The sequence below is a fragment of the Sphingomonas benefaciens genome (assembly GCF_052907485.1).
Genome location: NZ_JBREIC010000001.1, coordinates 469,324 through 495,924, shown reverse-complemented (window position 1 = coordinate 495,924; position 26,601 = coordinate 469,324). Strand labels below are relative to the sequence as shown.

The following is a 26,601-nucleotide window of genomic DNA, read 5'->3' as shown; positions in this document are numbered from 1 at the left end:
TGAGCGAGAGGGGGGCGCTGCGGCGTATCTGTGCGTGAAGAATGAGAAGATCGACCGTCTCGTCGCCATCATGGCGCGCCTCCGCGATCCGCAGCATGGCTGTGAATGGGATGTCGCCCAGACCTGGGCGACCATTGCGCCCTATACGGTCGAGGAAGCCTATGAGGTCGCCGATGCCATCGCCCGCGGCGACGTCGCCGATCTGATGGACGAGCTCGGCGACCTGCTGCTCCAGGTCGTCTTCCACAGCCGCATTGCCGAAGAATGCGGCGCCTTCGATCTCGGCGACGTCGCCGATGCGATCAGCGCCAAGATGGAACGGCGCCACCCCCATATCTTCGGCGACGAGACCGAGGGCGGCCATCACCGCTGGGAAGAGCTCAAGGCTGCGGAACGGGCCGCCAAGGGTGCCTCCAGCGCGTTGGACGGCGTCGCGATTGGCCTTCCCGCCCTGCTTCGCGCCGAGAAGCTCCAGAAGCGCGCCGCCCGCGTCGGCTTCGACTGGCCGAACGCCGACGGCTCGCGCGCCAAGATCACCGAGGAACTGGCCGAGGTCGCCGACGCGACTACGCCTGACCACGTCGAGGAAGAGATTGGCGACCTTCTCTTCGCCGTCGTCAATTGGGCCCGGCACCTGGGCGTCGATCCGGAGTCGGCGCTGCGCCGAGGCAATGCCAAGTTCGAGGCCCGTTTCCGGGCCATGGAGGCTTTAGCCGGTGAGGCCTTCCCCCAGCTCGACCTGGATGCCAAGGAGGCGCTGTGGCAGCGGGTGAAAGGCTCAATGCCGCTGTAGGAAGCGTTCGTAATCGCGTTCCGCCAGACGCACCTCATATTGCGTCTGCAGCCCCTCGCTCTGCTGGCCGATGACTTCGCCATGCGCGTGCAGCCAAGCCGCGCCCGCGCCATCGGCCGCGTCGAGGGTGATCCAATAACGGCGATGCCCGGCGGTAAGCTTGGCGGCGACGGCCGTGATCAGCGTATCTACCCCTGCTCCGGTCAGGGCCGAGATCGCAACGACGTCCTCTCGTCGCGCCGCTTCGGCAAGCATGTCCTCCCGCGCCTCGCCGTCTAGCAGGTCGAGCTTGTTCCAGGCTTCGAACCGCGGCGTCGCGTCGCCGACACCGATCTCCGCCAGCACCGCCTCGACGTCGGCGCGCTGGGCCTCGCTGTCGGGATGCGCGATGTCGCGAACGTGGATCAGCAGATCGGCGGATACCACTTCTTCCAACGTCGCCTTGAAGGCCGCGACTAGCTGCGTCGGCAGGTCGGACACGAAGCCAACCGTGTCCGACAGGATCGCCTTGTCGATACCGGGAAGCGAGATTTGCCGTAGCGTCGGGTCCAGCGTCGCGAACAGCAGGTCCTCGGCCATGACATGCGCGCCGGTAAGGCGATTGAACAGCGTCGACTTGCCCGCATTCGTGTAGCCGACCAACGCGATCACCGGCCATGGCGCACGCTGGCGTCGATCGCGGTGAAGGCCGCGCGTCCGGCTCACCTGCTCGAGTTCCCGCCGGAGCCGTGCCATGCGATCGCGGATAAGTCGTCGATCCGCCTCGATCTGCGTCTCGCCCGGGCCGCCGAGAAAGCCGAAGCCGCCGCGTTGCCGCTCCAGGTGAGTCCAGCTGCGGACCAGCCGACCCGCCTGATAGTCGAGATGGGCGAGCTCGACCTGCAACCGTCCTTCCGCAGTTGCAGCACGTTCGCCGAAGATTTCCAGGATCAGGCCGGTGCGGTCGATGACCTTGGCACCGAGACCGGTCTCCAAATTGCGCTGCTGCACGGGCGTCAGGCTGGCGTCGAAGATGACGAGATCCGCCTCGTCCTGCTGGACGTGCGTGGCGATCTGCTCCACCTGGCCGCTGCCGATCAGCGTCGCCGGCTTCGGCGCACGGACGCGCACGGCGAGCCGGTCGGTGACGACCAGCCCGATCGCGGCGGCCAGACCGGCAGTTTCGTCCAGCCGTGCCTCGGCGTCGCGGCTCGCGTCACCCTGGTCGGGCAGGACAACGATGGCCCTGCCCCCACGGGCGAACTCGTCGCGGTCACGATTGAAGCCGGTGCTCACGCGGTCACTCTGCGTCGTCGCCTTCGTCGGCAAGGTTGAGCGGCCGCGACGGTTGGATCGTCGAGACGGCGTGCTTGTAGACGAGCTGCGCCATGCCCTCGCGCTGCAGCAGCATGCAGAACAGGTCGAAGCCCGCGATCTGGCCCTGCAGCATGACGCCGTTGATCAGGAACATCGTCACCGAATCCTCCGCCTTGCGGACGGCGTTCAGGAAGATCTCCTGCAGCAACGGCTGCTTGCGTTGTGACTCGCCGACCGAGTCGACGATTGCGGCGATATCAAGCGGACCAGAGGGCATGATGGTCGAGATGGCATGCTTGTAGATCAGCTGCGATTGGCCGTCGCGGCGCAGTAGCACCGAAAAATTGTCGAACCAGGTGACAATGCCCTGCAATTTGACGCCCTTGACCAAGAACATGGTCACCGGGGTCTTCGAGCGGCGGAGGGCGTTGAGAAATAGGTCCTGCAGCGAACCTTGCTTGTCGGCCATGAAAAAGCCTTTCGTTCTTGGCGAGCCGTTTGCCCGCTATCGCGCCGTTTCCCGGCGTCGGATCGGCGTCGAGCGACGACGCCAGTCAGTTATGTATGGACGCAGATCGCGTACGTCCACCCGGATCAATCGTCGCGCATGTCGGTAATGCCGAGCAGCTTCAACTTGCGGTGGAGCGCGGAGCGTTCCATGCCGATGAAGCTCGCCGTGCGGCTGATGTTTCCAGAGAAGCGGCGGATCTGGACGCGCAGATACTCGCGCTCGAAGGTTTCCCGCGCTTCTCGCAAGGGGGCGCCCATGATCGCGCCGCCTCCGCCGATATCGCCCCGCTCGCCGAGCACCTCAGCGGGCAGCAGGTCGAGATCGATGCGGCCGATGCGATCGCCGGGGGCGAGAATGATCGTCCGCTCGACCACGTTGCGGAGCTGGCGGACATTGCCGGGCCAGTCGTAGGACTGCAGTGCGACCATGGCGTCGGCCGCGATTTCCGGCGTCGGCACGCGGCGTTCGTTGGCATAGTGGGCGATGAAATGCTCGACCAGCGCCGGTATGTCTTCGCGCCGTTCGGAAAGCGCCGGGATGCTGACGGGGACGACGTTGAGACGGTAGTAAAGGTCCTCGCGGAAGCGACCGGCGGCGATCTCGTCGGTCAAATCCCGCGAGGTGGCGGTGACGACGCGGACATCGACCTTGACGGTGCGGGTGCCGCCGATGCGGCTGAAGCTCTGGTCGGTCAGCACCCGCAGGATGCGCGCCTGCGTCGCGACCGGCATGTCGGCGATCTCGTCGAGGAACAGCGTGCCGCCATGCGCCTGTTCGAGCAGCCCGGTGCGGACGAGATCACCCCCCTCCTCCACGCCGAACAGCTCTTCCTCGACGCGTTCCGGGGTCATGCGGGCGGCGCTGACGATGACGAACGGCGCCTGGGCGCGGTTGCTCCAGCCGTGGAGCAGCCGGGCGGCGACCTCCTTGCCGACGCCGGCGGGGCCCATGATGAGCACGCGGCTGCCGGTCGCGGCGACGCGCTTCAAGGTGGCGCGCACCGTGTTGATCGCGCCGGAGCTGCCGGTCAGGTCGTTCTCCCGCCCGGCGCTGGCGCGGAGCGAGGCGACCTCGCGACGCAGCCGTTCGGTCTCGGTAGCACGGGCGACGAGCAGCAGCAGCCGCTCCGCCTCGAACGGCTTTTCGATGAAGTCGGAGGCGCCGCGACGGATCGCGGAGACGGCCGTGTCGAGATTGCCGTGGCCGGAGATGACGAGGACCGGGATCGACGGATCGCGGCGCTTGATCTCGTCGAGCAGGTCGAGACCGTCGAGCCGCGAGCCCTGCAGCCAGACGTCGAGCAGCACCAGCGACGGCCGCCGCGTCGCGATCGCCTCCAGCGCCGCATCGCTGTCGGCGGCGGCGCGCGTCTCATAGCCTTCGTCTTCGAGGACGCCGGCGACCAGTTCGCGAATGTCGTGTTCGTCGTCGACGACGAGGATGTCGAGGGCCATGATTCAGGTCCGATTGGAGGTAAGGGCAGCGAGCCGGCCCTCCCCCGCCGGCTCGGGCGCGGCGGCGCCCTGGTCGAGGCGGGCGAGTGCGGCGCTGTCGAAGGCCATCCGCACCACCGTGCCGCCGCCTTCCCGGTCGGCGAAGGTCATGGTGCCGTGATGCTCCTCGACGATCTTCTTGACGATGGCGAGGCCGAGGCCGGTGCCGCGGGCGCGGGTCGTCATATAAGGCTCGACGATCCGGTCGCGTTCCGGCGGCAGGCCGATGCCGGTATCGGCGACCTCGACCACCAGAACTTCTCGATCTTCACGCATATGCATCATCACCGATCCGCCACCTTCACCTTTACTTTCAATGGCTTCGACGGCGTTCTTCACGATATTCGTGAAAGCCTGCCCCAACTGGCGGCGATCGCAGACCAGGGTCGGCATGGTGGCGGGATGATCGAAGGTGAAGCGGATCGACGGATGCGCGACCTCGTGCAGGAACAGGGCCTGACGACCGACGTCGACGATCGATTCCTCGCGGAACACCGGCTTGGGCATGCGCGCAAAGGAGGAGAATTCGTCGACCATGCGGCGCAAGTCGCCGACCTGGCGGACGATCGTGTCGGTCAGCCGCGCGAAGGTCGTGTCCTCGGGATCGATCTTGCTGCCGTAGCGGCGTTGCAGCCGTTCGGCGGCGAGCTGGATCGGGGTCAGCGGATTCTTGATCTCGTGCGCGATGCGACGGGCGACATCGGACCAGGCGGCGCGGCGCTGGTCGAGCAATTGCTGGGTGATGTCGTCGAAGGTGAGGATCGGGCCGGACTCGGTCCGCGCGATCCGCACCGCGAGCGTCCGCGGCTCGCCGGGACGGGCGACCTGGACGATCGCCTCGCGCTCGCCCGAGGCGACGAAATCGGCGAGTTCGGCGGAGACGTCCGCCAGGCGCCGGCCGACTAGCCCCTCGCCCTCGTCCGCGCCGAGCAGTCCCGTCGCCGAGCGATTGGCGATGCGGATATCGCCGCCAACACCGGTCGCGATCACACCGGCAGAAACTCCAGCCATCACCGCTTCGATCAGCGCCCGGCGTGCCTGCAGCTGCTCGTTGGCGGTGACCAATTCGGTGTTCTGCTCTTCGAGCCGCCCCGTCATCTGATTAAAGGCATTGGCGAGCGTGCCGATCTCGTCGCGGGTCCGCGGGGCGGTGACGCGGGTCTTCAAATCACCCTCGGTGACGCGCCGCGCCGCGCCGACCAGTTCGCTGACCGGACGCACCAGCCGATCGGCCACATTGAGGGCAAACCACACCGCGAAGGCAACGATGAGAAGCGAAACCACCAGTAACGCCGCATTGAAGCGCAGCTGCAAAGTACGGGAGCGCGACTGCATGGCACGGAAATCGGCGGTAATCTGCTCGCCCCGCCGCCACTGCGCCGCGGTCTGCGGGTCGAAGACACGCGCCGCGTAGAGATAGGCACCCTGCTCGTAATCCATCGGAACGATGACGCCGACGCGATCCTTGCGTTCGATCACGACCTTCGTGGCGCCCGCGTTCAGCTTCGCCGCGATTTCGGGCGTGATGATCCGTTCCAAATGCCGCTTGTACGGGTTGATATAGGCTTGCGGGATCGGATCGCCCTTCAGGTAAAAGGCTGCTTCCGACATGTTTCTGTTGAAGGCCTGAAACACGATGCCCTGCGCGAAATATTCACTGTCGACGTCGTTCTTCGTGAGATAGTAGCGAAGATCCTTTGTCATCGCCTGCGTCTGGTCGCTGACGCGATCGAGTTCTTGATTGTAGTTGATCCGCAGCAGCGAGGTCGCGTTTTCCAGCATGCCGCGCGCGCGGTCCGAGGACCAGAACTCGACGCCATACTGAAACAGCAGGGAGGCGAAGATCGTCACCAGCAACGCGGGCACCGCCGCCACGGCAGAGAAGATGGCGACGAGCCGTACGTGCAGTCGTCCCTCGCCACCGATGAGCGATTGGGCGGCACGGCGTCTGGCGATGCGTCGCCCCGCCAGCATCAACAGCAGAATGCCGGGCACCAGATTGGCGACCAGCAGCAGTGCCATGACCGGGGGCGACAGAGGCACCTGTGGGGTGTTGGTACCCGTGATGACGAAATAGGTCGCCAATGCAACGGCAATGGCGATCCCGAGAACCAGCACCTCGACAGCCGGCGTGATCCGAAGCCAGCGGTGATCGGAAGCGTGGGGCAGTGCAGGCGTCGGCGACGCAGTCATCGGTGCATCATTACAACGTGGATTGTTGCACGGAAACCACAATCTTTGCTGCCGCTTTCGATGACCGTCCGGCGCCGGAACACGCCTCGGTCACCCGCCTATCGCAGCATCCCGATCGCAAGAAGGGACACCACGACCGGCGGTCCCGGCATCGCCCCCGTCAGCGGGCAGCACTGGCGGGTCGCTATTCCTCCCCGCGCGTGGTGATGCCCAGCGTGTCGAGGCGCTTGCGCAGCGTGTTGCGGTTGAGGCCGAGCGCCCGCGCCGCGCGCAGCTGATTGCCGCCGTGACGGGCGAGCATCGTCTCGATCAGCGGCCGTTCGACCTCGCCGATCACGCGGTCGTAGAGGGTGCCGTCGTCGAGCGCGCCGGGGCGCTCGCGCGCGATCCGTTCGACGAGATGGCGGACGGCGGCGGCGATGTCGTCGCCGCCCGTGTCCGGCACGCTGCCCGGCCCGCCGAGCAGCGCCCGGATCGTCGTCGCGTCGATCAATTCGTCGCGCGCCAGCACCGCCATGCGGCGCATGACATTCTCCAGCTCGCGGACGTTGCCCGGCCAGTCATAGGCGCTCAGCGCCTCCAGCGCCTCGTCGCTCAGCCGCCGGCGCGGCAGACCCTGGGCGGCGGCCATGTCAAGGAAGTGGCGGGCGAGCAGCGCCACGTCCTGACGCCGATCGCGTAGCGCGGGAAGGACGATGGGCACGACGTTGAGGCGGTAGAACAAATCCTCGCGGAACTGGCCGGTGGCGACCTGCGCGGCAAGATCGCGGTTGGTCGCGGCGACGACGCGGACGTCGGCACGCAGCGGTCGCGCGCCGCCGACGGTGGTGAACTCGCCCGATTGCAGTACGCGCAGCAGCCGGGTCTGCGCCTCCATCGGCATGTCGCCGATCTCGTCAAGGAACAGGGTGCCGCCCGCCGCCTGTTCGAAACGGCCGGCGTTGCGCTGGCCCGCGCCGGTGAAGGCGCCGCGCTCGTGGCCGAACAGCTCCGCCTCGATCAGCTCGCGCGGAATCGCCGCCATGTTGATCGCAACGAAGGGCGCGGCACGGCGGTGGCCGAGATCGTGGATCGCCCGCGCGACCAGTTCCTTGCCGGTACCCGATTCGCCGGAGATCAAGACGGTGAGATCGTTGGAGAGGACGCGGGCGATGACGCGGTAGACGTCCTGCATCGCCGGCGAGCGGCCGATCAGCGGCAGCGCCGGATCTTCCCCCGCCCCCTCCCCCGCCGCTGCCTGCGGCTGCGCGGCGCTGCGTGCGAGGGCGGCGGCGACGGCGCGGGTCAGATCGTCGAGGTCGAACGGCTTGGGAAGATATTCGTAGGCGCCGACCTCATTGGCGCGCACCGCGGTGGTCAGCGTGTTCTGCGCCGACAAGATGATGATCGGCAGCTGCGGCAGTCGCGCGCCGATCTCCTTGACCCGGTCGATGCCGTCGCCGTCGGGCAGGACGACGTCGGTGACCAACACGTCGGGCACGCGCGTAGCGAGGATGCGGTCGAGCTGCGCCAGCGTCTCGGCGACCTGCACGTCGTGCCCGGCGCGGCGCAGCGCCTGGCCGACGACGGTGCGGATCGCGGCATCATCGTCGACGACGAGAATCCGGCTCATGACGCCGCCCGGGGCAGCAGGAGGCGCAGCGTCGTCATCTCGGGGGTTCCTTCGCGGGCATATTGGACGATGCCGCCCATGTCGCGCATCAGCTTGTCGACCAGGGCGAGGCCGAGCCCCTGCCCCTCCGGCCGACCGGAGACGAAGGGGTCGAACAGATGCTCGGCGATGTCGGCGGGGGCGCCGGGGCCATTGTCGATGACGCAGATCTCGATCGGCAGCGGCACGCGCGGCCGGCCCGGCGCGGCGCTGACCGCCATGCCGTGGCGATAGGCGGTGGTCAGGATCAGGCGCGGCTGGCGTTCCGCGCGCGCGGCCTCATAGGCATTCTTGAGCAGGTTGATCAGGATCTGGAGCAGCGCGTCGCGGTTGATCAGCGCCGGCGGCAACGAGGGGTCGAACCGCTCCTCGATCGTCACGCCGCGGGCGAAGCCGGCGAGCGCCAGCCGCCGGGCGTGGCCGATCAGCGGATAGATGTTCTCGGCAGCACGATCGAGCGGACGGGTGTCGCTGAAATCCTGCATGCGGTCGATCAAGGCGGCGATCCGGTCGACTTCCGTAACGATCAGGCTGGTCAGCTCGCCCGCGCCGATCAGCTGCGCCGCACCGCGGATGCCGGATAGGGGATTCTTGATCTCATGCGCCAGCATCGCGGCGGCGCCGCTCGCCGCGCGCGCGCTGGCGGCGCGGCCGGCGGAATGGCCGAGGCCGCGCGTGCTGGCGGCGGCGTGCAGCGTGACGACACGCCAGCCGGGATGATCGGCGAGCATGGCGGCGGCATAATCGACGCGGATCTTGCCGCGCGGCGTCGCGATCTCGACGTCATAGACGGCGACGCCATGGCCGTCGTTGGGCGTGCCCTCGGTCGGCGGCGGCAGGATGGCGGCGAGCGGCTGGCCGCGCATCACCCGTTCCGACAGGTTGAGCAGCCCTTCGGCATTGGTGTTGGCGTGGGCGATGCGATCGTCGGGATCGACGGCGATCGCCGCCACGGGCAGCGCCGCGAACAGTTCGGCGAAACCGGGACGCCCCGCCAAGGTGCGTCAGGCCGCCTGCGGCAGCGGTGTCGTCCGCAGCGACGGCTGGCCGCGGAACGGCGCGTAGAAGTCGGCGAGCATGCGCTGCACGACTTTGGCGTCCGGCTCCTGGTTGACCGTGTTGCGGAACTCGGCCGATCCGTTCAGCCCCTTGGTGTACCAGCCGATGTGCTTGCGCGCCATGTTGACCCCGGTGTGGGTGCCATAATGGTCGAGCATCGCCTCATAATGTTCGGCGATCGTGCGATATTGCTCGTCCATATCCGGATCGGCACGGCGTTCGCCGGTGGCGAACCAGTGCATCATCTGGCCGAGCAGCCACGGCCGGCCGTAGGCGCCGCGACCGATCATGATGCCGTCCGCGCCCGACTGGTCGAGCGCGGCCTCGGCATCCTCGATCGAACAGATGTCGCCGTTGGCGATCACCGGCAGATCGACCGCATCCTTGACGCGGCGGATGAAGCCCCAGTCGGCCTGACCCTTGTACATCTGGTTGCGGGTGCGGCCGTGAACCGTGATCAGCTGGACGCCAAGGTCCTGCGCGATGCGCGACAATTCGGGCGCGTTGAGGCTGTCGTGGCACCAGCCCATCCGCATCTTGAGCGTGACGGGCGCCCGAACCGCCCTGACGACGCTGTCGATCAGCTGCGCGGCGAGCTTCAGGTCGCGCATCAGCGCCGACCCGGCGTCGCCGTTGGTGACCTTGCGCACCGGGCAGCCCATGTTGATGTCGATGATCGCGGCGCCGCGATCCTCGGCGAGCTTGGCCGCCTCCGCCATTTCATAGGGGGTGCAGCCGACGAGCTGCATCGACACCGGCTCTTCCGACAGGTGCCACGCCGCCTTCTGGATCGACTGGCGCGTCTCGCGGATCGCCGCCTGGCTGGCGATCATCTCGGTGACGTTGAGGCCGGAACCGTAGCGGCGCACCAGGGTGCGGAACGGCATGTCGGTGACGCCGGTCATCGGCGCCAGCACGACGGGCTGGTCGATCCGCACGGGACCGATCTGAATGGGGGCGAAGGGTCGCATCGATCTGCCTGAAAAACGGGCAGCTCCCTACCCTTTCCGGCGTCGGCTGGCAAGGCTAGGGGCGGCGCATGACCGATCGATTGCGAACAACGGCGCTGATCGTGGCGGCGGGCTCCGGCTCGCGTGCGGGCGGCGCGGTGCCGAAACAATATGTGCTGCTCGGCGGCAAGCCGCTGCTGCGCTGGGCCTATGAGGCGTTCGCCCGCCATCCCGCCATCGACGAGGTGGTGGTGGTGATCGGCGCCGGGGCGGAGGCGCAGGCACGGGCGGCGCTGGGCGACGGCGCGCGGCTGGTGACCGGCGGGGCGAGCCGGCGCGAGTCGGTGGCGCGCGGGCTGGCGGCGGTCGACGGCGCGCGCGTGCTGGTCCACGATGCGGCGCGGCCGTTCGTGCCGGCGGCGGTGATTGACCGGGTGATCGCGGCGCTGGACGAGGCGGAGGGCGCCTATCCGGTGCTGGCGGTGGCGGACACGCTGGTGCGTGACGGGGCGGTGGTGCCGCGCGACGGCCTCGCCCGGGTGCAGACGCCGCAGGGCTTCCGCACCGAGGTGCTGCGTGCCGCCCATGCCGGCTGGCCCGCCGACGAGGAGGCGACCGACGACGCCCAGATGGTGCGGCGGCTTGGCGGACGCGTCGTTCTGGTGCAGGGCGATGCGATGCTCGACAAGGTCACGCACCCGCAGGATTTCGCCGCCGCCGAGACGCGGCTCGCCTTTGAGACGCGCAGCGCGTCCGGCTTCGACGTCCACCGGCTCGAGGCCGGCGAGGACTTGTGGCTGGGCGGCGTGCTGATCCCGCACGACAAGGGTCTGTCCGGCCACAGCGACGCCGACGTCGCGCTGCACGCGATCACCGATGCGCTACTCGGCACGATCGCGGCGGGCGACATCGGCACGCACTTCCCGCCGAGCGACCCGCAGTGGCGCGGCGCCGAATCGGGCCAGTTCCTGCGCCATGCCGCAGGGCTGGTCGCCGAACAGGGCGGCCGCATCGACTTCATCGACCTGACCCTGATCTGCGAGGCGCCCAAGATCGGCCCGCACCGACCGGCGATGCGGGCGCGGATCGCCGAACTGCTGGCGCTTCCCGAAGGCCGGGTCAGCGTCAAGGCGACGACCACCGAACGGCTGGGCTTCACCGGCCGCGAGGAAGGGATTGCCGCGCAGGCGGTGGCGACGATCAGCCTGCCGGAGCAGCCGCGATGATCCGCGCGCTCCTGCTGTCGACCGTGCTGCTCGCCGCGCCGGTGCAGGCGCAGACCCGCTGCCTGACCGCGCCCGAGGCGGAGGCGGTCACGCTCATCGCGCTGCCGACGATCATCCAGCAGACCGGCGTCGTCTGTGCGACACGGTTGCCGCCGTCCAGCCTGCTGCGCCAGACCGACGGCGGCTTCATCGACAAATATCGCGATGCCGCCGAGCGCGCCTGGCCGACCGCGCGCGCCGCGATCGTCAAGCTCAGCGATCCGCTGATCGACGGGCTGCTGCAGTCCGAATTCGCGCGGCCGCTGCTCACCGCGGCGCTGGCCCCGCTGCTGGTCGGGCGGATCAATCCGGCGGATTGCGGCACGATCGACCGGTTCGTGACGCAGCTCGCCCCCCTGCCGCCGCAGAATACCGCCGGCGTGATCGTGACGACGCTGGGCTACCTCAAGGCCGAGAAGGCGAAGGGCAAGGACAGCGCCGTGCCCGACCTGCCGCTGTGCACGGGGAGCGCGCGATGACCGATACGATCCTGCCCGCCGAGCTGGTCGCCGCCGCCGCCCGCGTGGTCGAGGCGAATCGCGCCGCCGGGCGCACCGTTGCGGTCGCGGAGAGCTGCACCGGCGGCCTGGTCGCGGCGGCGATCACCGAGATCCCCGGCTCGTCCGACGTGCTCGGCGCCGGTTTCGTCACCTATTCGAACGACGCCAAGAAGGCGCTGCTCAAGGTCAATGCCGATGTGCTCGACACGTTCGGCGCGGTGTCGATCGCGACCGCCTGGGCGATGGCGCAGGGCGCGCTGACGCAGAGCGGCGCCGATGTCGCGGTGGCGATCACCGGGGTCGCCGGCCCCGGCGGCGGATCGGTCAAGAAGCCGGTCGGTACCGTCGTCTTCGCCCGCGCCGAGAAGGGCGCGGACCAAGCCGACGTGCATGCCGACATGAAGGCGTTCGGCGACCTCGGCCGCGGCGGCATCCGCCTTCAGGCGGCGCTGGTCGCGCTGGAGCTGTTGCTGCCGTAGAGTTTGGCGGCGCGTTCCTCGAAGGCGCCGATCATCTTGCGCAGCGCCATGCCGAACACCTGGCCGGCGAGCATCTCGAACATCCGGTTCTTGAACTGGAAATCGACGGTGAAGTCGACCGCGCACCCTGCCCCGTCGGGCCGGAAGCGCCAGTCGTTGTGGAGGTACTTCAGCGGCCCGTCGACATATTCGACATGGATATGGTCGGGCCGCTGCTTCTCGACCTTCGAGGTGAACGTCTCGCGCAGCCCCTTGAAGCCGACGATCATGTCGGCAACCGTCGCGGTGTCGCTGTTCTGGCGGACGCGCATCGCGCTGACCCAGGGCAGGAACTCCGGATAGCGCTGCACGTCGGCGACCAGATCGAACATCTGTTCTGGCGTGTACGGCAGCCGCCGCGTCTCGCTATGCTTGGGCATGAACCGGCTTCGCCCCCGCCAGCTTCGCCTCCCGCGCCGCCCGCATCTTGGCGAAATCGTCGCCGGCATGATAGCTCGACCGGGTCAGCGGCGACGAGGCGACGAGCAGAAAGCCCTTCGCCCGCGCGATCGAGGCATAGGCGGCGAACGCCTTCGGATTGACGAATTCGGCGACCTTGGCGTGGCGCGGCGTCGGCTGCAGATATTGGCCCATGGTGAGGAAGTCGATGTCGGCCGAGCGCATGTCGTCCATCACCTGATGCACCTCGAGCCGCTCCTCGCCGAGGCCGAGCATGATGCCCGACTTGGTGAAGATCGACGGATCGAGCTTCTTGACGCTCTCCAGCAGGCGCAGCGAGGCGTAATAACGCGCGCCCGGCCGGATCGTCGGATAGAGCCTTGGGACGGTTTCGAGATTGTGGTTGTAGACGTCGGGCCGGGCGGCGACGATCGCCTCGACCGCGGCCTCGTGCTTGTTGCGGAAGTCCGGGGTCAGGATCTCGATCGTCGTCGTCGGGTTGGACCGCCGGATCGCCTCGATCACCTTGACGAACTGCTTGGCGCCGCCGTCGGGCAGATCGTCCCGATCGACCGAGGTGACGACGATATGCTCCAGGCCCATCTGCGCCGCCGCATCCGCCACGTTCTGCGGCTCCATCGGGTCGACCGCACGCGGCATGCCGGTCTTGACGTTGCAGAAGGCGCAGGCGCGCGTGCAGGTGTCGCCGAGGATCATGACGGTAGCATGTTTCTTCGACCAGCATTCGCCGATGTTCGGGCAGGCCGCTTCCTCGCACACCGTCGTCAGGCTCTTGGCGCGCATCAGCTCGCGCGTCGCGGCAAAGCCGGCGCTGGTCGGCGCCTTAACGCGAATCCAGTCGGGCTTGCGCTGCCGCTCCGGGCGGGCCACCGGGGTCATCTCGTTCATGACGCGCGAGATAGCGCCTGTGGCCCGGCGAAACAACGGATGTGCCACGAAGTGTTGCTATGGGACCGCAAAGGCCGTGAAGTGCGTTAGCGGACGCGATATTTCTTCAGGAGGGATGCGTGACCGACTTTGCCGACATGATCCAGGGCTACCACCGTTTCCGCGACACCGGCTGGGCGCAGCAACGCGAGCGCTGGGACGAATTGAAGGACGGCCAGAGCCCCAAGGTGATGGTGATTGCCTGCTCGGACAGCCGGGTCGATCCGGCCCAGATCTTCGACGTATCCCCGGGCGAGATCTTCGTGGTGCGCAACGTCGCCAATCTGGTGCCGCCCTATGAGGTCGGCGGCGGCCGTCATGGCGTCTCGGCGGCGTTGGAGTTCGCCGTGACGCAGCTCGAGGTGCCGGAGGTGGTGGTGATGGGCCATGCCTCGTGCGGCGGCTGTGCAGCGTCGCTGTCGGGTGCGTTCGACGGCCATGCGCCGGGCGATGGCGGCTTCATCGCGCAATGGGTCGGCCTGCTCGACGAGGCACGCGAGAAGGTACGTGCCGAGCACGGCGACGGCCCCGAGGCAAAGAGGGCAATGGAGCATGAGGCGGTGCGCGTCAGCCTCGCCAATCTGCGCACCTTCCCCTTCGTCAAGGAGCGGGAGGAGGCCGGCACATTGGCGCTGCGCGGCGCCTATTTCGCGATCGCCGACGGCGTGCTGCACGTGATGGATGACGAGGGCCGGTTCGCGGCGGCATAGTCCGTCGCCCCCTCCCCTTCCCCCCGTCGCTCCGGCCGATCCGCCGGGGCGACAGGCGGCGGGCATGCTCAGCCTGCCAGCGCTTCCCTGGCGATCCGCTCCAGTTCCGGATCGAGCGGCGGCGGCGTCATGTCGACTTGGCGTTCGAGCTGGTCGGCAACGGCGGTGAGCGCAGCGATGCGGGCGGATTTCTTGTCGTCGCCCGCGATCAACGTCCAGGGTGCACCGCCCGTATCGGTACGGGCAAACATGTCGTGCATCGCGGCCAGATAGTCGGCCCGGCGGGCGCGGTTGCGGTAATCGTCGAGGCCCGTCTTCCACCGCTTCCACGGATCTTCCAGCCGCGCCTTGAGCCGTTTGTCCTGTTCCTTCTGGCTGGTGTGGACGAACACTTTGACCAGCGTCGTGCCGCCTTCGATCAGTTCGGCTTCGAAGGCATTGATCTCTTCGTAGCCCCGGCGCCATTCCTCCTCGCTGGCATAGCCCTCGACCCGCTCGACGAGCACGCGACCATACCAGCTGCGGTCGAAGACGCTGATATTGCCGGGCTGCGGCAGCCGTTGACGGAACCGCCAGAGGAAGTCGTGCGCCTTTTCCTCCGCGGTCGGCGCGCTGATCGGATAGACTTCGTAGCGCCGCTGGTCCCAGCGCTGGGTGAGACGCTCGATGATGCCGCCCTTCCCCGCCGCGTCCCAGCCTTCCAGCATAACGACCGCGGCGCGGTCGTGAACGATATGGGCGATGAGAATATGCTCAAGCCGCTTCTGTAGGACCTTCAGATCGTCGGCATAGTTGCCCTTGTAATGATGGTCGCTCTCATAGTCGTTCAGGTCGATCATCCGTCACCTCCGGCACGTGAACGCGCCAGTCGCCGCGGCGACGCAGCACCAGCACGTAATAGGCGGCGGAAGCGGCGATCTGCAGTGCGGTCATGATCAGGCCGGGCCGGCCCTCGGCGGGGTCGAGCCAACTCGTCCAGGTGACGTAGCCGAGCGCGACCAGCGTCGCGACCGGCGCGAGCGGAAAGAGCGGCATGCGATAGGCGGCATGCGCGGTAGCGCCATTGAGCCGGCCGACCAGCGCGGCGACGGCAATGCCGGCATAGATGGCGATGAGGCCGGTGCCGCTGAGCACCAGCAGCAGCGTCAACGGCAGGAAACAGCAGGCGACGCCGACCCCGCCGACGATCAGCGTGCCGACCCAGGGCGAACCCAGGCGCGGATGGATCATCGCCATCCACCGGTCGAGCGGTCGGCCCCAACTGCCATCGCGGGCGGTGCCGTAGAAGAAGCGGGCGCAGGCGAGGATGCAGGCGATGATCGCGTTGACGATGGCGATGACCACGCCGATCGCGATCGCATCCGCCGTCCAGCCACCGCCGCGCATCCGGGCGAGCAGGCCGAACGGATCGTCGGCGGTGACCGCGCCGTGCAGATCGGGCGCGCCGACCAGCAATGCGACGGTCGGCGCGATCTCGAACACCAGGGTGAGGACGAGACTGGCAAGGATCGCGCGCGCGATCAGCCGCGACGGCTCGCGCATCTCCTCCGCAAAATAGACCGCGGCACCATAGCCGTTGAGCGCGAAGATCGCGATCGAGGTGGCGAGGCCGATCGCCGCCGGGCTGGCGGGGACCAGCGCGGCCGCCGACGGCATGACGGGGTGGAGCAGCATCGCGCCGACCGGGCGGGCACGATCGGCGAGGCCGAGCGCGACGATCGCCGCCAGCGCCAGCATCTCGCCGAGCAAAAAGAGGCCCGTGACCCAGGCGTTGACCCGGATCTGGAGCAGCGCGACCAGCGTCGCACCGGCGACCACGACGACCGCCACCGGCACGGTCGGCAGCCCCGGCCAGACGGTCGACAGCACCGCACTGATGCCAAGTCCGGCGACCGGCGGGAAGAACAGATTGTTGAACACATTGACGCCGAGCATGACGAAGCCGGCGAGCGGCCCCAGCGTCTGCGCGACCGCGACATATTCGCCACCGGCGGCGGGCCAGGCGCTGGACAGTTCGGCATAGACGAAGGCAGTGGCGACGCAGACGATGCCGGCGAGCACCATCGCCCAGATCGCACCGGTCCCGGCGACCTGCAGCATCCCCGGTACGATGACGAACACCGACGAGGCCGGAGTTGCCACCGACAAGGTCAGGAACAAGACGCCCATCACGCCCAGGCTGCGGGTGAGCGGCGGCACCGGCCGGCCAAGTGGTTGATCGTCCAGCATTGTCCCCCGGCTCATACCCCGGCGGGTCTAGTGGCATGGTTAATGTGGCGAAGAAAGATGGCGTTGCTGGCCTTTCCCGCCCCTCCCGGGCCGGCAACCGGTGTGCTATCGCGCTGCCACACGTGGTGGGAGACGATCATGCCCTTTCAATCCCCTTGGCAGCAGGCCGGCGGCAGCGGCGGCGGTGCCGACGACATCGAATTCGAGATCAAGGGCGAGGAGTTGCAATTCCTCGAGATCGAGCTCGATCCCGGCGAAAGCGCGGTGGCGGAGGCCGGCGCGATGGTGTGGAAGGACGCCTCCGTCGCGATGACCACCGTGTTCGGCGACGGCAGCGGCGACCAGGGTGGCGGCTTCATGGGCAAGTTGCTCGGTGCCGGACGGCGGCTGGTCACCGGCGAGAGTCTGTTCACCACCGTCTTCACGCATGAGGGGCGCGGCAAGGCGCGAGTCGCCTTCGGCTCGCCGACGCCGGGCTCGATCCTGCCGATCCGCCTGTCCGACGTCGGCGGGCAGCTGATCTGTCAGAAGGATGCCTTCCTCGCCGCGGCGCGCGGCGTGCAGCTCGGCATCTATTTCCAGCGGCGAGTGCTCACCGGCCTGTTCGGCGGCGAAGGCTTCATCATGCAGTCGCTGACCGGCGACGGCTGGGTCTTCGTGCAGATGGGCGGCACCGTCGTCGAGCGCGAACTGGCGCCGGGCGAGGAATTGCACGTCGACACCGGCTGTCTGGCGGCGATGACGCCGTCGATCGACTTCGACCTGGTCACCGTCGGCGGGGTGCGCAGCGCGCTGTTCGGCGGCGAAGGATTGTTCTTCGCGCGGCTGCGCGGGCCGGGCAAGGTGTGGATCCAGTCGCTGCCCTTCTCGCGACTGGCGGGGCGGATGCTGGCGGCGGCGAACGGCCGTGGCGGCAATCGCGGCGAAGGATCGGTGCTCGGCGGCTTCGGCGACTGGGTCGGCGGGAACGACTGAGGCTGGAGCATCCATCATCATTCGTCATCCCCGCGCAGGCGGGGATGACGAAGGGGGTTACCCCGCGCTCGGTGCCACCGTCGCGGTGACGCCCGCGGTGGGCTCGACCGGCACCGCCGAGCGGATCGACAGCTCGCGCAGCTGCTTCGGCGCCGCGGGGCTCGGCGCGCCCATCAGCAGGTCCTCGGCGCGCTGGTTCATCGGGAATAGCGTGATCTCGCGCAGATTCTGCGCGCCGCAGATCAGCATGACGATGCGGTCGACGCCGGCCGCCATGCCGCCGTGCGGCGGCGCGCCATATTGGAAGGCGCGGTAGAGGCCGCCGAAGCGCTCCTCGACGTCCGCCTTGCTCAGCCCCACCAGCTCGAACGCCTTGACCATCAGCTCCGGCGACTGGTTGCGGATCGAGCCGGAAGCGATCTCATAGCCGTTGCAGACGAGGTCGTACTGGAACGCCTTGATCGTGAGCGGCTCGCCCGCGTTCAGCGCGTCCATACCGCCCTGCGGCATCGAGAAGGGGTTGTGGGCGAACTCGACCTTCTTCTCGTCCTCGTCCCATTCGTAGAAGGGGAAGTCGACGATCCAGCACAGCCGGAACGCGCCCTGCTCGATCAGGCCGAGCTGGTCGGCGACGCGGGTGCGCGCTGCGCCGGCAAGCTTGGCCGCCGCCTCCGCCTTGCCGGCCGCGAAGAACAGGCCGTCGTCGGGCCCGAGGCCGAGCGCGGCGTAGAGCGCCTCCATCCCCTCGGTGCCGTGGTTCTTGGCGATCGGGCCGCCGAACTCGCCGCCCTTGCGGGTGACGTAGCCGAGGCCGGCATGCCCCTCGCCGCGCGCCCATTCGTTCATCTCGTCGAAGAACTTGCGGCTCTTGTCAGCGGTGGCTGGTGCCGGGATCGCGCGGACGACGCCGCCCGAACCGACGATCTTCTCGAACAGGCCGAAGCCGCTTTGCGTGAAATGCTCCGACACGTCGGTGATGAGCAGCGGATTGCGCAGGTCGGGCTTGTCGCTGCCGTACTTCAGCATCGCCTCGTCATAGGGGATGCGCGGGAACTCGCCGGTCGGCGTGACTTTGCGGCCGTCGGCGAACTGTTCGAAGATGCCGCCGATCACCGGCTCCATCGTCTCCCACACCTCCTCCTGCGTGACGAAGCTCATCTCGAGGTCGAGCTGATAGAATTCGCCCGGCAGGCGGTCGGCGCGCGGGTCTTCGTCGCGGAAGCAGGGCGCGATCTGGAAATAGCGGTCGAAGCCGGCGACCATCAGCAGCTGCTTATACTGCTGCGGCGCCTGCGGCAGCGCGTAGAACTTGCCCGGATGGATGCGGCTCGGCACCAGGAAGTCGCGCGCGCCCTCCGGCGACGACGCGGTCAGGATCGGCGTCGAATATTCGATGAAGCCGGCATCCTCCATGCGGCGGCGCATCGCCGCGATCACCTTGGTCCGGCGGACGATGTTGGCGTGCAGCGTCTCGCGGCGCAGGTCGAGGAAGCGGTAGCGGAGGCGGATATCCTCGGGATAATCCTGCTCGCCCGCTACCGGCATCGGCAGCTCGTCCGCCGCCGACAACACGGTGGCGCCGCGCGCGAAGACCTCGATTTCGCCGGTGGCGAGATTGGGGTTCACCGTGCCGGCCGAACGCGCCTTCACCACCCCGTCGATCGTCACCACCGATTCGACGCGCACCTGCTCGAGGATCGGCAGCGCAGCCGAATCGCTGTCGGCGACGATCTGGGTGATGCCGTAATGATCGCGCAGATCGACGAACAGCACGCCGCCATGGTCGCGCTTGCGATGGACCCAGCCCGACAGGCGGACGGTCTCGCCGACGGCCGAGGCACTGAGCGCGGCGCAGGTGTGGGTACGATAGGCGTGCATAAAAGAATTCCAACAATGTCCGTCGCCGCCCGGCAAGCTGGCCCGGCGGTTGATCGATGGCCGCGCCCTCCCCTTTCCATCCCCTCTTTGTCAACCCGCACGCGCGGGCTATGGACGGTCGGATGCACATCCACCCGTTGATTACCGACAGCGCGACTCTCGCCAATCTCTGCACCCGCCTCGCCGATGCCGACTTCGTCACCGTCGACACCGAGTTCATGCGCGAGAGCACCTATTATCCGGAACTCTGCCTGATCCAGATCGCCGATGTGAACGAGGCAGCGGCGATCGATCCGATGGCGCCGGGGCTCGACCTGACGCCGCTGCTGCAGCTGCTGACCGACAATGAGGACGTGCTCAAGGTCTTCCATGCCGGCGGCCAGGATATCGAGATCATCTACAATCTGACCGGCAAGACGCCGCACCCGCTGTTCGACACGCAGGTCGCGGCGATGGCGCTCGGCCAGGGCGAGCAGATCGGCTATTCCAATCTGGTCGACAGCTGGCTGGGCATCCAGGTCGACAAGGGCGCGCGCTTCACCGACTGGGCGCGGCGCCCGCTCGACGCGCGGCAGATCGAATATGCGATCGGCGACGTCACCCATCTCGCCCGCATCTTTCCCAAGATGCTGGAGCGGCTGCGCAAGACGGGGCGCGGCGCCTGGCTGGATCAGGAAATGGAGCGGCTTGCCGATCCCGCCAATTACGCCAACGACCCGGATGGCGCGTGGAAGCGCGTCCGCGTGTCGAGCCGCAAGGCGGACGTGCTCGGCCGCCTCAAGGCGCTGGCCCGCTGGCGCGAGCTGGAGGCGCAGGCCAAAGACTTGCCGCGCGGCCGGATCGTCAAGGACGAGACGCTGGGCGACCTCGCCGGCCACCCGCCGCGGCGCCAGGCCGATCTCGCCAAGGTGCGCGGCCTGTCGGCGACCTGGGCAGCGAACGACATCGGCGGCCGGCTGATGGCGGCGCTCGACGCGGCAGAGCCGCTGCCGGCGGACGAGATGCCGCCGCGCGACGACCGCAAGCCCGGCCTGGGTAAGGACGGCGCACTGGTCGCGGACCTGCTCAAGCTGTTGCTGAAGATCCGCGCCCGCGACATCGACGTGGCCTCGCGCCTGCTCGCGCGTTCGGACGAGCTGGAGATGCTCGCCGCCGGCGTGCGCACCGGCCTCCCCATGCTGCAGGGTTGGCGCTATGATCAATTCGGTCGCGACGCGCTCGATCTGGTCGAGGGGCGGCTCGGCTTCGCCGTGCAGGGCGGCAAGCTGAAAATGACGCGCGGCGAGGAGGCGGCATGACCAAGCTGACGGTGGCGGCGATCGCGGGGGCTCTGCTGATCCAGGGCTGCGCGACGGTACCGGAACCGGTGCCGACGGGGCCCTGCAAGGTGACGCAGCAGATGCATATCCGCTACGCCGGGATGAAGTATCGCGAGCGGATGCGGCGCGGGCTGGAACGGGACGCCAACGCGCCGGTGTCGCGAATCCTGCGCGCCGATGCCGGCGGGACGATGGATTTCCGGACCGAGCGGCTGAACATCCACCTGGGCGATGACGGCCGTATCGACGGATTGCGCTGCGGCTGATCGTCCGCCGCTGCCGCCGGACGGGTCAGCCGATGGAGCTGACAACCGGCCGGCGCTTGAGCAGCAAGGCGAGCGCGGCATGCCGGCGCGCGACCGTCTCCGCATATAATTGCCGATCCGCCGCCTTCAGCGCCAGCGTCACATCCTTGGCCGTCATCGACAGGGCGGTGCGGTGCAGCGGTCCGGCGAGACCCGCGCTGAAACGCTGGCCGAGACGGATCGCCAGACCCCAGCGGATGGCGGCGTCGAGCTGTCCCGGACTGGCCAGCGCGGCGAGCAGCGGGTGCGGCGTCGTGACACCGCCGAGGCTGGAGTGCAGCGCCTGCGCGAGCATCGCGCGTTCCGCGGCGTCGATCCCGACCCAATTGCCGTGCAGCGCGATCTCGAAGCCGCGCTCGTCCCGGAATTCAGGATTGGCATGCCAGCCGACGTCGGCGAGCAGACAGGCGGCGTGGCGGATCCGGGCGTAGGCCGCGGGCTCGTCGGCGAACAGGGGCGCGATCCAGCCGTCGAGCAAGTCGCCATGTTCTGGAAATCGGCCGAGCAACCGTCCTTCCTCTCGCGCGCCGACGATCAGCGGATCGAGAGCACGGATCGCCGGGTCAAGTGCGGCATAGAGCAGGCCTTCACGCAGGCCGAAGGTCGAGGCGACGCCGGCACTGCTGCCGAGTTCGCGCATGACGATGCCGAGCAGGGCGGTGGCATCGCCGAGCGCGGCGGCGCGGGCGGACGACATGCCCGGCACCGCGCGCAACCGCTGGCGCGGCAGATGGGCGATGCTGCGGCCAAGCCGAGCGACGGTCTGCGGCGCGAGTGCATAGCCGTGGATGATCGGCAGCGGATAGTGCGTCAGGCTCATGTCGAGCCGGGCGAGCGCGCGCCACGAGCCGCCGACCATGTAGAGCGGCAGACCCCTGCCCCGCCCAGTCCAGCCGGCATCGCGGATCATGCGCGACACCTGGCGGTCGAACGCGCCGCTGCGCTGTGCGCGCAGCGCGGCGATGCGCAGCACGCCGAGCGGAAAGGAAATCCGGTCGGTCACCGTATTGGCGACAACGCGGACCAGTTCGAGGCTGCCGCCGCCCAGATCGCCGACGATGCCGTCCGCGTCGGGAATGGCGGACAGCACGCCCATGCCGGCGGCGGTCGCCTCCTGCTCGCCGCTGAGCAGTTCCACCGACAGGCCGAAATCGGCGGCGGCGGCGATGAAGTCACGTCCGTTGCTGGCGTCGCGAACCGCGGCGGTGGCGACGGTGCGTACTTCCGCCTTCATCTCGCGCGCGACGGCCGCGAAGCGCGCCAAGGCACCGATCGCCAATGCCATCGATTCCGCATCGATCGCGCCGGTCGCCGACAGGCTGCGGCCGAGGCCGGCCATGACCTTTTCGTTGAATAGGGCGGCGGGAACGCGCGGGTGACCTTGATAGACGACGAGGCGCACCGAATTCGAGCCGATGTCGATGATCGCGGTGCGGGGGTAGGAGACCGCCATCACGCTGCCATCTGACTAGCGATGACGGAGGGATGCGCGGCGCTCACGGGGCCACCCATGCCCCGACCAACGCAATTGCGGGCGCGCGCCGCACCGATCAGGACGGTTGCCGCCGCCGCAGCGACAGGGTCGGCACCGCGTCGCTTTCCGCCAGCGCCTGGCCCCGGCCGGACAGCGACGGATTGGTCATGAAATAGCGGTGCAGGTTGAACGGCTTTTCCCCCGGCTCGTCACGGATATAGCGGCCGTCGGGCTGTAGCTCCCAGCTCTGTTCGGTGTCGAGCAGGTTGGCGACCATGACCTGGTCGAGCACCTGGTCGTGGACGGTCGGGTTTTCGATCGGCAGCATATATTCGACGCGTCGGTCGAGGTTGCGCGGCATCCAGTCGGCGGACGAGATGAACACCTTCGCATTGTCGTTGGGCAAAGCCGCGCCATTGCCGAAGCAGAAGATGCGGCTGTGTTCGAGGAAGCGGCCGACCACCGACTTCACCCGGATGTTTTCCGACATGCCGGCCACGCCGGGACGCAGGCAGCAGATGCCGCGCAGGATCAGCTCGATCTCGACGCCGGCATTGCTCGCCTCGTATAGCTTCTCGATGATCGCCGGGTCGACCAGGCTGTTCATCTTCGCCCATACCATGCCGCAGCCGCCGGCGCGGGCATGGGCGATTTCCTCGTCGATCAGCGCCAGCAGGTCCTTGCGCAGGTCGCGTGGACTGAGGCTGAGCTTGGCGATGTCGGTCGGTTCGACATAGCCGGTGACGTAGTTGAACATTTGTGCCGCATCGCGCCCGATCCGCGGATCGGCGGTGAAGAAGCTGAGGTCGGTGTAGATGCGCGCCGTCACCGGATGGTAGTTGCCGGTGCCGAAGTGGCAATAGGTGCGGAACTGGCCGTTCTCGCGCCGGACGATCATCGACACCTTGGCGTGCGTCTTCCATTCCAGGAAGCCGTAGACGACCTGGACCCCGGCGCGTTCGAGCGCGCTGGCCCACAGGATATTCTGTTCCTCGTCGAAGCGCGCGCGCAGTTCGACCACGGCGGTGACCGACTTGCCGGCCTCCGCCGCCGCGATCAGCGCGTTGATCACCGCCGATTGCTTGCCGGCGCGATACAGCGTCTGCTTGATCGCGATGACGTCCGGATCCTGCGCCGCCTGTTTGAGGAAGGCGAGCACGACGTCGAACGTTTCGTAGGGGTGATGGACGATGATGTCCTTCGCGCGGATCGCGGCGAAACAGTCGCCGCCGAATTCGCGGATGCGTTCGGGAAAACGCGGCACGAAGGGCAGGAACTTGAGGTCGGGACGATCCTCGTCGACCACCGCGTCGAGATCGCCGATGCCGAGCAGATTGCCGCTTTCGGTGACGATCGCGTCGCCGCCCAATTCGGCGCGCAGCACCGCGGCGAGCGTGTCGGGCATGCCCGTCTCCAGCTCCAGCCGGATGACGCGGCCGCGACGGCGGCGCTTGATGGCGTTGGCGAAGTAGCGGACGAGATCCTCCGCCTCCTCGTCGATCTCGATGTCGCTGTCGCGCAGCACGCGGAAGGCGGCGGCGCCGTGCACGGCATAGCCGGGAAAGACGAGCGGCGCGAACCGCTTGAGGATCGCCTCGATGGACACGTAGCGGGCGGGCTCGCCGGGGAGGCGGACGAAGCGGCGCGCGGAGGCGGGGATCATCACCAGCTCGCGGACCGGCTCGCCGTCCGACTGGCGGACCAAGTCGAACATCACCGACAACCCCTTGTTGGGGATGAAGGGGAACGGGTGCGCGGGATCCAGCGCTTGCGGCGTGAGGATCGGGAAGATTTGCTCGCGGAAATGCGTCTCAAGCCAGGCGGCGGCTTCGGCGTCGACCTCGTCGCGACGCAGGACGTGCAGATTGGCTTCGTCGAGCAGGGTGCGCAGGTCGCCCCACACCTGCTGCTGATCGGCCATCAGCGCGTCCGCCTCTTCGGTGATCGCGGCGAGCTGCTGCCCCGGCGTCAGCCCGTCGGTGGAGCGGCGATCGACGTCCTTGAGCTGCTGGCCCTTCAGCCCGGCAACGCGGACCATGAAGAATTCGTCGAGGTTCGAGCCGGAGATCGACAGGAAGCGCAGCCGCTCGAGCAGGGGATGCGCCGGATTGCACGCTTCGTCCAGAACGCGACGGTTGAACGCCAGCCACGACAGCTCGCGGTTGAAATAGCGATCATTGACCTCCGGCACGAAGGGGTCGTCGTCAGCGTCGGTCAGATGAGAGAGATGGGCAGGCCTGGTCATGGTTCGTCGCTAGAGACCAACGATTGCGGTTGCGTGACGATCCCCGCCGCAAACAGCACGTTGCGGGCAAGCGGAATCGACAGCCGCCGGCGCGTCTCCAACGCCGCCTGATCGAGCGCGTCGACGGTGCGCTGGATCGCGACGTGACTGCGTTCGATCCGCGTCGCCAGCCAGTCGACCAGCTCCGGCCGGGCATCGAGGCCGCGACGGTGGAACAGGTGCGCCAGCAGCTCGCGGACGAGCGCGTCGTCGGGCATGTCGATCGCGGCATGCGGACTGGCGGCGAGGCGCGACCGCAGATCGGGGAGCCGCACCGCCCAGGCCGGCGGCAGCGCGTCCGCGACGATGACCAGCGGCCGCCGTTCCGCCTGCGCCCGGTTCCAGGCGTGGAACAGCTGGGTCTCCGGCAGGCTTTCCGCATCGTCGATGATCGTGCCGCCGCTCTTCGCCGCGAAGATGCGGGCGAGCAGGCTGCGCCCCGACTTGCGCGGGCCGGTCAGCACCGCGGCCATCACCGGCCAGGACGCCCAATGCTCCAGCGTGCGCGCCGCTCCCGCATTGGACGGGGTGACGAGGAAGGCATCGTCGCGGGGATCCGCCGGCCAGCCAAGCGGCAGCGCGAGCTGGCTCATCCGGCCGGCTGGGTGTCGGCCGGTAGCTCGGGCGGCGCGAGCCGCGGTGCGCGGCGGATGCGCAGCGTCTGCCCCGATCCACTGACCTGATAGCCGCGTACCTCGAGGGCGGCGCGCAGCGAGGCGGGATCGCCGTCGTAGCTGACGCGGAGCAGCGAAACGCCGCCCAACGCCAGGCTGGTGGTGGTCGCGGCCCGGACCCCGGGAATGCCGCGCAGCAGCCCCTCGATATTGGCAACCGATGTGGCGCTGGGGGTATCCGCCTGGACGACGACGGGAATGCCGGCGCTGGCAGTGCTGCCGGTGTCGCCGACGATCTCCGCCAGCGTCTCGCCGCTCGCCTCGTCGTCGGCCGCCGGCTCGACGACCGGTTCGGGCGCGGGCGGCGGCGACAAAGTGGCGTCGACGTTCAGTGCGCCGCCACGCAGCGCCTGCTGGTAGAGCGCGTCCATCCGCTGGACGCCGGTGTCGAGCAGTTGCGGAAGCCCCGCGGCATTGCCGACGCGCAGCGTGAAGCTGCCGACGAGCTGATTGTCGGGACCGTGGCGCGCCTGGAAGACGCCGATGATCGGTCCGCCGGGATAGCTGCGATAGAGGCGCACAACCGGGATCAGCACGTCCGACGCGCCATATTGGTCGAGGACATTGCGCCACCAGCCGCGTCCTGGCCGGCCGATCTGGCCGGCGTTGAGCAACAAGGCGTCGGCGCCGCTGCCCGACGGGCGGATATAATCGATCGTGCTGTTGCCGGTGCGCAGCCGTGCCCAAGCCGCCTGCCACGGGCTGGGCTGTTCGAACATCAGCTCCGTGCCGGCGGAGACGAGCAGCGGCATCACCAGCATCGGCCGCGACCGGTCGGCATAGGCGCTGATGCCGAGCAGCCCGGCGGCGCGGGTCCGGTCGAACAACACGCCGAGACGGGCGATGTAGCGGTTGGGGCCGATCTGTTCGTTCTCGACGACGATGCCCGAGACCATGCCGTCGAGCGTGCCGTCGCTGACCAGGCCGCCGCCACCGCCGAGTCGCCGCGACAATTGCACCCAGGCCTTGCGCTGGGCGAGCCGCCAGCCGCCGAGCCGCGCCTGATCGGCGGTCTTGGCGGCGACGTCGACCGTGACGCCGGAGACCTCATAGCTACCTGAGGTGTCGATCGGCGCGACGCCGCGGCTGCCCTCGATCTGGGCGAGCGCGGCGGCGCCGGCGAGCAGCGCCGCACCGGCGAGAAGGGAGAACAGGGACCGCGGACGCATCGTGGCAG

24 protein-coding genes are annotated in these 26,601 nt (G+C 68.4%); 8 read left to right on the top strand and 16 right to left on the bottom strand.

Features of this window, described 5'->3' with window-relative positions; translation table 11 throughout:
* The first annotated feature begins 34 nt into the window (after positions 1-34).
* Positions 35-793, top strand: coding sequence for a nucleoside triphosphate pyrophosphohydrolase (gene mazG / locus ACU5AX_RS02370; protein ID WP_446689509.1), 759 nt, complete (start codon positions 35-37; stop codon positions 791-793).
* Here the strand turns inward: mazG and hflX are convergent.
* The 7 genes from hflX to dusB all read right to left on the bottom strand — a co-directional run bounded on the left by hflX (position 779) and on the right by dusB (position 9,967).
* A complete protein-coding gene (gene hflX / locus ACU5AX_RS02365; RefSeq protein ID WP_446689508.1) occupies positions 779-2,068 on the bottom strand; it encodes a GTPase HflX in 1,290 nt (429 codons plus the stop codon). The two genes, mazG and hflX, sit on opposite strands and share 15 nt — an antisense overlap.
* Before the next feature lie 4 nt (positions 2,069-2,072).
* The gene (hfq, locus tag ACU5AX_RS02360; protein ID WP_198352910.1) at positions 2,073-2,558 is read right to left on the bottom strand and encodes an RNA chaperone Hfq; all 486 of its coding nucleotides are present in this window, start codon (positions 2,556-2,558) and stop codon (positions 2,073-2,075) included.
* Between the two features lie 125 nt (positions 2,559-2,683).
* Positions 2,684-4,054 (bottom strand): nitrogen assimilation response regulator NtrX, encoded by a 1,371-nt coding sequence (ntrX, locus tag ACU5AX_RS02355; RefSeq protein WP_446689507.1) that lies wholly within the window; start codon positions 4,052-4,054, stop codon positions 2,684-2,686.
* Positions 4,055-4,057: 3 nt separating this feature from the next.
* Complete coding sequence (locus ACU5AX_RS02350; RefSeq protein ID WP_446689506.1) at positions 4,058-6,286, bottom strand: sensor histidine kinase; 2,229 nt, start codon at positions 6,284-6,286, stop codon at positions 4,058-4,060.
* A 184-nt stretch (positions 6,287-6,470) separates the two neighbouring features.
* A complete protein-coding gene (ntrC, locus tag ACU5AX_RS02345; protein WP_446689505.1) occupies positions 6,471-7,898 on the bottom strand; it encodes a nitrogen regulation protein NR(I) in 1,428 nt (475 codons plus the stop codon).
* A complete protein-coding gene (locus ACU5AX_RS02340; protein WP_198352914.1) occupies positions 7,895-8,935 on the bottom strand; it encodes a two-component system sensor histidine kinase NtrB in 1,041 nt (346 codons plus the stop codon). The genes ntrC and ACU5AX_RS02340 overlap by 4 nt, the downstream gene beginning before the upstream one ends.
* A gap of 6 nt (positions 8,936-8,941) precedes the next feature.
* Positions 8,942-9,967 (bottom strand): tRNA dihydrouridine synthase DusB, encoded by a 1,026-nt coding sequence (gene dusB / locus ACU5AX_RS02335; RefSeq protein WP_446689504.1) that lies wholly within the window; start codon positions 9,965-9,967, stop codon positions 8,942-8,944.
* A gap of 68 nt (positions 9,968-10,035) precedes the next feature.
* On the opposite strand from dusB, the gene ACU5AX_RS02330 reads away from it, so the two are divergent.
* The 3 genes from ACU5AX_RS02330 to ACU5AX_RS02320 are packed head-to-tail and all read left to right on the top strand — an operon-like array spanning position 10,036 to position 12,190.
* Complete coding sequence (locus ACU5AX_RS02330; protein WP_446689503.1) at positions 10,036-11,172, top strand: bifunctional 2-C-methyl-D-erythritol 4-phosphate cytidylyltransferase/2-C-methyl-D-erythritol 2,4-cyclodiphosphate synthase; 1,137 nt, start codon at positions 10,036-10,038, stop codon at positions 11,170-11,172.
* Positions 11,169-11,690, top strand: coding sequence for a hypothetical protein (locus ACU5AX_RS02325; RefSeq protein ID WP_446689502.1), 522 nt, complete (start codon positions 11,169-11,171; stop codon positions 11,688-11,690). The genes ACU5AX_RS02330 and ACU5AX_RS02325 overlap by 4 nt, the downstream gene beginning before the upstream one ends.
* Positions 11,687-12,190: a CinA family protein gene (locus ACU5AX_RS02320; RefSeq protein ID WP_198352918.1), complete on the top strand. Its 504-nt coding sequence runs from the start codon at positions 11,687-11,689 to the stop codon at positions 12,188-12,190. Before ACU5AX_RS02325 ends, ACU5AX_RS02320 begins: the two co-directional genes overlap by 4 nt.
* Here the strand turns inward: ACU5AX_RS02320 and ACU5AX_RS02315 are convergent.
* Positions 12,151-12,609: a type II toxin-antitoxin system RatA family toxin gene (locus ACU5AX_RS02315; RefSeq protein WP_446689501.1), complete on the bottom strand. Its 459-nt coding sequence runs from the start codon at positions 12,607-12,609 to the stop codon at positions 12,151-12,153. The genes ACU5AX_RS02320 and ACU5AX_RS02315 overlap by 40 nt on opposite strands.
* Positions 12,596-13,537, bottom strand: a complete 942-nt coding sequence (lipA, locus tag ACU5AX_RS02310; protein WP_446689500.1) for a lipoyl synthase — start codon at positions 13,535-13,537, stop codon at positions 12,596-12,598. Before lipA ends, ACU5AX_RS02315 begins: the two co-directional genes overlap by 14 nt.
* A gap of 119 nt (positions 13,538-13,656) precedes the next feature.
* Between lipA and ACU5AX_RS02305 the strand changes: the two genes are divergently transcribed.
* Complete coding sequence (locus tag ACU5AX_RS02305) at positions 13,657-14,286, top strand: carbonic anhydrase (RefSeq protein WP_446689499.1); 630 nt, start codon at positions 13,657-13,659, stop codon at positions 14,284-14,286.
* A gap of 68 nt (positions 14,287-14,354) precedes the next feature.
* On the opposite strand, the gene ACU5AX_RS02300 is transcribed toward ACU5AX_RS02305, so the two are convergent.
* Both ACU5AX_RS02300 and ACU5AX_RS02295 read right to left on the bottom strand, forming a co-directional pair.
* Positions 14,355-15,125, bottom strand: a complete 771-nt coding sequence (locus tag ACU5AX_RS02300) for a polyphosphate kinase 2 family protein (RefSeq protein ID WP_446689498.1) — start codon at positions 15,123-15,125, stop codon at positions 14,355-14,357.
* Complete coding sequence (locus ACU5AX_RS02295) at positions 15,103-16,515, bottom strand: APC family permease (RefSeq protein WP_446689497.1); 1,413 nt, start codon at positions 16,513-16,515, stop codon at positions 15,103-15,105. Before ACU5AX_RS02295 ends, ACU5AX_RS02300 begins: the two co-directional genes overlap by 23 nt.
* A 138-nt stretch (positions 16,516-16,653) precedes the next feature.
* Here ACU5AX_RS02295 and ACU5AX_RS02290 point away from each other — a divergent pair, with 138 nt between their 5' ends.
* Positions 16,654-17,490, top strand: coding sequence for a TIGR00266 family protein (locus ACU5AX_RS02290; protein WP_446689496.1), 837 nt, complete (start codon positions 16,654-16,656; stop codon positions 17,488-17,490).
* A 57-nt stretch (positions 17,491-17,547) separates the two neighbouring features.
* Here the strand turns inward: ACU5AX_RS02290 and aspS are convergent, their stop codons facing one another.
* Entirely contained in the window at positions 17,548-19,368 is a 1,821-nt protein-coding gene (aspS, locus tag ACU5AX_RS02285) for an aspartate--tRNA ligase (protein WP_446689495.1), read from the bottom strand.
* A 122-nt stretch (positions 19,369-19,490) separates the two neighbouring features.
* Between aspS and rnd the strand changes: the two genes are divergently transcribed.
* Together rnd and ACU5AX_RS02275 are read left to right on the top strand one after the other, a co-directional pair.
* Positions 19,491-20,666 (top strand): ribonuclease D, encoded by a 1,176-nt coding sequence (gene rnd, locus ACU5AX_RS02280; protein WP_198352925.1) that lies wholly within the window; start codon positions 19,491-19,493, stop codon positions 20,664-20,666.
* A complete protein-coding gene (locus ACU5AX_RS02275; RefSeq protein ID WP_198352926.1) occupies positions 20,663-20,953 on the top strand; it encodes an I78 family peptidase inhibitor in 291 nt (96 codons plus the stop codon). The genes rnd and ACU5AX_RS02275 overlap by 4 nt, the downstream gene beginning before the upstream one ends.
* Positions 20,954-20,978: 25 nt before the next feature.
* On the opposite strand, the gene ACU5AX_RS02270 is transcribed toward ACU5AX_RS02275, so the two are convergent.
* The 4 genes from ACU5AX_RS02270 to ACU5AX_RS02255 all read right to left on the bottom strand — a co-directional run bounded on the left by ACU5AX_RS02270 (position 20,979) and on the right by ACU5AX_RS02255 (position 26,593).
* A complete protein-coding gene (locus ACU5AX_RS02270) occupies positions 20,979-22,445 on the bottom strand; it encodes a Ppx/GppA phosphatase family protein (protein ID WP_446689494.1) in 1,467 nt (488 codons plus the stop codon).
* 97 nt (positions 22,446-22,542) lie between these two features.
* Positions 22,543-24,711 carry an RNA degradosome polyphosphate kinase gene (locus tag ACU5AX_RS02265; RefSeq protein ID WP_198352928.1) on the bottom strand — a complete coding sequence of 723 codons (2,169 nt, stop codon included), beginning with the start codon at positions 24,709-24,711 and terminating at the stop codon, positions 22,543-22,545.
* Positions 24,708-25,343, bottom strand: a complete 636-nt coding sequence (locus tag ACU5AX_RS02260; protein WP_446689493.1) for an HdaA/DnaA family protein — start codon at positions 25,341-25,343, stop codon at positions 24,708-24,710. The genes ACU5AX_RS02265 and ACU5AX_RS02260 overlap by 4 nt, the downstream gene beginning before the upstream one ends.
* Positions 25,340-26,593, bottom strand: a complete 1,254-nt coding sequence (locus tag ACU5AX_RS02255) for a heavy-metal-associated domain-containing protein (RefSeq protein WP_446689492.1) — start codon at positions 26,591-26,593, stop codon at positions 25,340-25,342. Before ACU5AX_RS02255 ends, ACU5AX_RS02260 begins: the two co-directional genes overlap by 4 nt.
* Positions 26,594-26,601: the final 8 nt, after the last annotated feature.